At 64.9% G+C, this 5,431-nt stretch carries 4 protein-coding genes and 1 pseudogene; 1 reads left to right on the top strand and 4 read right to left on the bottom strand.

Going from position 1 to position 5,431, the window contains the following annotated elements; genetic code table 11:
• The 3 genes from IC66_RS0110335 to IC66_RS0110325 all read right to left on the bottom strand — a co-directional run.
• The coding region (locus IC66_RS0110335; RefSeq protein ID WP_038947562.1) for a histidine kinase dimerization/phospho-acceptor domain-containing protein at positions 1–1,261 on the bottom strand (1,261 nt) is incomplete at its 3' end.
• A complete protein-coding gene (locus IC66_RS0110330) occupies positions 1,258–1,962 on the bottom strand; it encodes a response regulator transcription factor (RefSeq protein ID WP_038947561.1) in 705 nt (234 codons plus the stop codon). The genes IC66_RS0110335 and IC66_RS0110330, both read right to left, overlap by 4 nt.
• 12 nt (positions 1,963–1,974) lie before the next feature.
• Positions 1,975–3,504: a DUF4153 domain-containing protein gene (locus IC66_RS0110325; RefSeq protein WP_049806503.1), complete on the bottom strand. Its 1,530-nt coding sequence runs from the start codon at positions 3,502–3,504 to the stop codon at positions 1,975–1,977.
• 188 nt (positions 3,505–3,692) lie between these two features.
• Here IC66_RS0110325 and IC66_RS0110320 point away from each other — a divergent pair, with 188 nt between their 5' ends.
• A complete protein-coding gene (locus IC66_RS0110320; protein ID WP_038947559.1) occupies positions 3,693–5,036 on the top strand; it encodes a glycoside hydrolase family 3 N-terminal domain-containing protein in 1,344 nt (447 codons plus the stop codon).
• A gap of 97 nt (positions 5,037–5,133) precedes the next feature.
• On the opposite strand, the pseudogene IC66_RS0110315 reads toward IC66_RS0110320, so the two are convergent.
• Positions 5,134–5,431 (bottom strand): annotated as a pseudogene (locus IC66_RS0110315) (ABC transporter substrate-binding protein); the annotation flags it as partial.

Here is a 5,431-nt window from a genome sequence, read left to right as displayed (position 1 = left end):
GGCGGTCGAGGCTGCCGCTGGCCTCGATGGAGCTGGCCGGAAACCTGTTCCTGAGGTCGGCGATCACGGGCGCCAGCTCCGTGCGCTCGTTCTGCGGCAGGCTCTCGGCGCGCGCCAGATCGCGCAGCCGCTGCGCCATCGCTTCCAGCCGCTGAGTGTCGGACAGGATGTTGGCGATGAATGTCTTCTGCTCGGCCGGCGTCAGTCCGTCTGACCTGCCTTGATAGGAATCCTGCAGCAGCTCGGCCGCGCCCTTGATCGAGGTCAGCGGCGATTTCAGCTCGTGGGTGAGATGGGCCGAGAACGTCGCGATATAGTCGGAACGTCGCGCCAGCTGCTCGGCCATGCCGAGGAAGCTGTGCGAGAGCTGGGCGAACTCACGCGTGCCGTAATGCCGAAGCGGCTGGAAGGCCTCGCGGTCGCCGCGGCCGATCCGCGCGGCGCGGTCGATCAGCTCGCGCATCGGCAGGGTGATGGTGCGCGAGAACACGAGGCCGATCGCGATCGTGCCGAGGATCACGGCGAGCCCCGCCAGCACGAACTTTGCCCGCTCCTGGTAGAGATGGTCGAAGATGTTGCTCGGCGTCCGCGTGGTGTAGATCACGCCCGCGACGCGGTTGTTGACGATCACCGGCATTGCCGAGAACACGTGCACGCCGAGGCCGCGGCTGAAGGAATAGATCGGGGGCGGCGGCTTGTCCGGCACGCGGTTGCGCAAGGTGGCCCGATACTGCCCGTGCAGCGCGTCGGCGACCTCCTCGATATGGGCGAGCGATTGGCCGACCTCCTGCCGCCCGGCGATAACGACGCCTTGCGGATCGAGGATACGAAAGCCCGCCAGCGTCACCTTCTGGGTCTCGCGGATGATCGGCGACAGTCTTGCGCCGATCTCGATATAGGCCGCCTGCGCCGGATGAGGCGCGGCCTGCGCATCCGGTCGCCGCCGCAGCAGATCGTTGGCGGTGAGGTCGAGCGCGGGGCGGATCGGGGTGACCTGGTCGCCGGGGTCGGGCAGCACGTTCGGCGGCACCTCGGCGCCGAGCGTCAGGCCGCTGTCGAGCCTGGCCGTGACCTCCTGCGCATAGATCGTCGCCAGCACGCGGCTTTGCGCGATCAGCTCGGCCTGGGTCTGACGGATCAGCTGGTTGTCGTAAAGGCGGAAGAAGAACAGGCCGACCAGCGGCAGCACGCCAACGGTGGTCAGCACCGTGAAGATCACGAGGGCGAGCGAGGGCCGCCATTTGTCGGGCGCCGCGCTCATGCCGCTTTCTCGCAGCGGCCGAGCTTGAAGCCGACGCCGTGGATGGTCTCGATCACGTTGTCGCAGGCCAGCACTGCGAGCTTGGCGCGGATGTTGCGGATGTGGCTGTCGATGGTGCGGTCGGAGACCTGGATGTTGAGCTGATAGGCCGCCCGCATCAGCTGCTCCCGGTTGAACACCGAAGTTGGCCGGGTCAGGAACGCGCGGAGGATGCCGAACTCGATCGCGGTCAGCTTCAGCGGCGTGCCGGCGAAGGTCGCGACATGCTGCTCGGGATCGATCAGCAGGCCGCCTTGCGACAGCGCGGCCGGGCCCGCCTTGGCCTCGCCATTGCGCGGGCTGAGCCGGCGCAGGATGACGTTGACCCGCGCCACCAACTCGCGTGGGCTGAACGGCTTCGTCACGTAGTCGTCGCCGCCGATCTCGAGACCGAGGATGCGATCGATCTCCTCGTCGCGCGCCGACAGGAACAGGATCGGCACGTCGGACGCCTTGCGGATCTCGCGGCAGACATCGAGGCCGTCGAACTCGGGCATGCCGATGTCGAGCACGATCAGATCGGGCCTGTCGGCGGCAAAGCGGCTGAGCGCCTCCTTGCCGTCGCGGGCCTCGATCACGTCCATGCCGGCCTTCTTCAGCGCAACGCGGATGACCTCGCGGATATGGCCTTCGTCGTCGACGATGAGAATGCGATGCGCCAAGAAAGTCTCCGCTCACCCTGCCGGCCGGCTGCCGGACTGATCTTTCGCCTGCGCGTCCAGCCTGCGCTGCAGCCGCCAGCTCCGAAAGCCCCAACTCCGCCAGGCCAGATCCTGGCGCTGCAGTTCTACAAGGCGGTCGCGTCGGGACACAAGACAGTAGCCTCGTGCCGAAAGATCGCTGCCCTTCGCGTTCGCCAGGAGTTCAATGGCCTTGTCGATCGCAGGCAGCGCCTGCGGCCCGAGCGAGAGGAGATAATTGGTGTCGAGCTGCACGCCTTTACCTGAAGCTTCCTTGCTGTGCGCCACATTATAGTCGGCAATGAAGGCGTCGAAGTTCACCAGCGCGCAGCCATACAGCACGATCGCGAGCGCGGTCAGATTGACGCCCACGAGCCAGCCGTTGGACCGGCCGAGCGCGATGCGGGCGACGATCAGGAGCAATCCGAGCGCCACCAGCCCCATCCAGATGAAGGCCGCGATCCGCCAGTAAGTCAGCATGTAGATATCGACATACAGGTCGAGGCGAAGGATGGAGGAGGCGACGAGAAGGACGTTCTGGCCGACCCAGAGATAGACCAGCGGCCGGATCACCGACGATTTCTCGGCCGGCCCGCCCGGGCGCATCGCCACCAGCACGAACGCCGCGGCGAGCAGGGCGGTTACGATCAGCGGATAGGCGCCGCGATGCGCATAGCCCGCATAGGTCAGATTGTCCGGCAGCGCCATATGGCCCCAGAGATAGATGCCGTCGAGAATGGACTGCGCCGCGAACAGCAGGTTGAACAGGATCAGCGAGCGCAGGATGGTGGAGGGACCAAGAAACTCCGCCGAGACCAGAGGCGGGAGCGGCGGCGGCACAGGTCCGTCCGCGACGGCGGTGGTGACGATCGTCTTGCGCCGCCAGCGCACATGGATGAACGGCCAGACCAGCGCCAGCATCAAGGCCCAGAAAAGTACGCGCGGGATGCTGATATATTGGAGGATGAGTTTCGGATTGAGCATAAACACCCATTGCTCGATCACCGGATTGGCCGCGGCGAACAGCGCGACGAAGACCGTGCTGAGTGCTGCAGGGAGCAGCCAGCGCGCGATGCCGCGGGTCAGCGCCGACGCGTTGAACACCTGGGGCGCATCGAGGAAGAACCTGAAGGGCCCGAGCAGGACGAAATTGCGCAGCGCGCGGACGCGGTCGGCGAGCCCGGTCGCTTCCGGATTGGTCGCCAGCAGCAGGGCGATAAGCAGCGCCGCGCCGAGGATCAGCAACGAGAGCGCGTTGAGCTCCTCGACGGCCGGTGCGAGGCCGGCGATGAGAATGGCTGTGCCGATCAGGGCGCGCCGCAGGTTTAGGGCCGCGTGATTGAAGAGCACCGACACGCCGGCGAGCGCGATCGCAAAGAGCGTCAGCGACAGCCCGATTCGCTGGCCGTAGAACAGCCAGTCGGCGAGTGCGGCCAGCACCAGCGCGAGACCGAGCTTGGCCGGGATCGAGGAATGACCGATCGGCTTGATTTCCTCTACGATCGTCGAAGCCAGGCTCGTCATGTCCAGAAGACCTTTCGTGATGGGTGGCATCACGAAGTCTGAACGGTGCTTGTGCAGAAGCCGGGATCATCGTCTGCACGGTTTCAGGAGTCTTTTGCAGATTTCGTGCAGGCACGCGTTTGCCTCTCGCGGAGCGCAAATCGCTTTGATAGGTGCGAAGCATCGCCACTCCCAGCGCGTGATGCATCATGCAATTCCTCCGCCGTATCGGTCTCATTCTGCTCTGGCTTGCCGCACCCCTGGTCGCATTCGTGGCCGCGAACAAGAACGATCCCTATCTGGTCGCGCTCCGGGGCGCCGGAAACGTCGCGCTTGTCGTCGCAAGCCTTGTGATCGTCATCCTCCTGCTGCGCGGAGAACGGTGGCGCACTATCGCGGGCAAGCTGCTCGTCACGCTCTGGTGCCTGCCGCCGCTCCTGATGTCCGCCGCGCATCTGAAGTTCGAGCTGCGCAAGCACGACGTTCTCGGCGCAAGCGCCGCCGAGGCGCGACAGCTCGGGCCTCATTTCATGGTCGGCTATTCCTCGTTTTCCGAGGTCGCGCGGCTGGCCGAGCAGGGATTGATCGGCGGCGTCTATGTGACCCGGCACAACATCCGGGGCCGGACGATTGCGGCGCTACGTGCCGAAATCTCGGCGCTTCAGGATATCAGGCGCGCGGCGGGCCTGCCGCCGCTGGTCGTGGCCGCCGACCAGGAAGGCGGCATCGTCGGGCACCTTGCCCCGCCGCTCACCAAAGTGCCGGCGCTGGCGACGCTCACCGGGCTGGCTCCCGACGACCAGCAGGCCAAAGCGGAAGAATTCGGCCGCATCCACGGACACGAGCTCGGCGCGCTTGGCGTCAACCTCAATCTCGCGCCGGTGCTCGACCTCAAGCCGCCGGCGAGGCGCAACCGTCTCGATTTCCACACGCTGATCGGCCAGCGCGCAATTGCAACCGATCCTGCTGTCGTCGGCACGATCGCAAGCGCTTATGTCCGCGGGCTGGAAGAATCCGGCGTCGGTGCCACGCTCAAGCATTTTCCGGGCATCGGCCGCGTCCGCACCGACACGCATCATTTCAGTGCCAATCTCGATACGCCGGTCGGGGAATTGGAAGCCTCCGACTGGCTTCCGTTCCGCGATGTGCTGTCGCATTCGCGCAGCGCGCTGATGGTCGGGCATGTCACGCTGACCGCGGTCGATCCCGACCGCGCCGCCTCGCATTCCAAGCGCGTCGTCGATGGCATTCTCCGGGACAAATGGGGCTACCAGGGCATGGTGATGACCGACGACCTCGTGATGGGTGCGATCTACCAGAACGACGTCTGCAAGGCCGTGGTCGAGGCGATCAATGCCGGCGTCGACCTGCTGCTGGTCGCCTATGACGGCGCGCAGTTCTATCGCGTCTTCGCCTGCGCTCTGGACGGGTTGCGGCACGGCAGGCTCGATGCGGCGATGCTGCGCGCAAGCGCGACGCGTCTGGAAAGAGGATTTCCGATCGAGCAGGCCCGAGCGGGTTCTGGCGCGATCAGCCTCGCCCGTCAGGACTAAAGAATGATCCGGAAAAGTGCGCAGCGGTTTTCCGAAAAGATCATGCTTAAACAAAAAGCCAAAGCGCGATGACGATTCGTCCTGATCGTATCGCGGTTTAGCCTTTCGCATACTGACGGTAATCCGGCTCGCGGTGAAACCAGAATTCGTAGCCGGTGATGCCCTTCTGCATGGCGACGTCGTGGATTGGCTGGTTGAGCGGAACGACCGGGACGTCGCGGATGCAGAGCGCAATGAAATCCTGCACGGCCTGGTCGTACTCGGCCGTATCAGCGGTGAAGCGTGCCTTGTCGATCAGCGCGTCCATCTCCTTGTTCTGGTAAGAGGAGATGTTGAAGATCGAGTTGTTGCCGTGGAAATTCCAGTAGAAGTAATATTCGGGATAATCCAGCCAG

This window comes from Bradyrhizobium genomosp. III, assembly GCF_000261705.1.
GTDB lineage: Bacteria > Pseudomonadota > Alphaproteobacteria > Rhizobiales > Xanthobacteraceae > Bradyrhizobium > Bradyrhizobium ottawaense.
This window is presented reverse-complemented; position numbering and strand designations above follow the sequence as displayed.

What these genes read in the sequence shown, in the direction of transcription:
- IC66_RS0110325 (WP_049806503.1), bottom strand. Translation starts at nt 3,504, where the DNA reads ATGACGAGCCTGGCTTCGACGATCGTAGAGGAAATCAAGCCGATCGGT.
- IC66_RS0110320 (WP_038947559.1), top strand. Translation starts at nt 3,693, where the DNA reads ATGCAATTCCTCCGCCGTATCGGTCTCATTCTGCTCTGGCTTGCCGCA.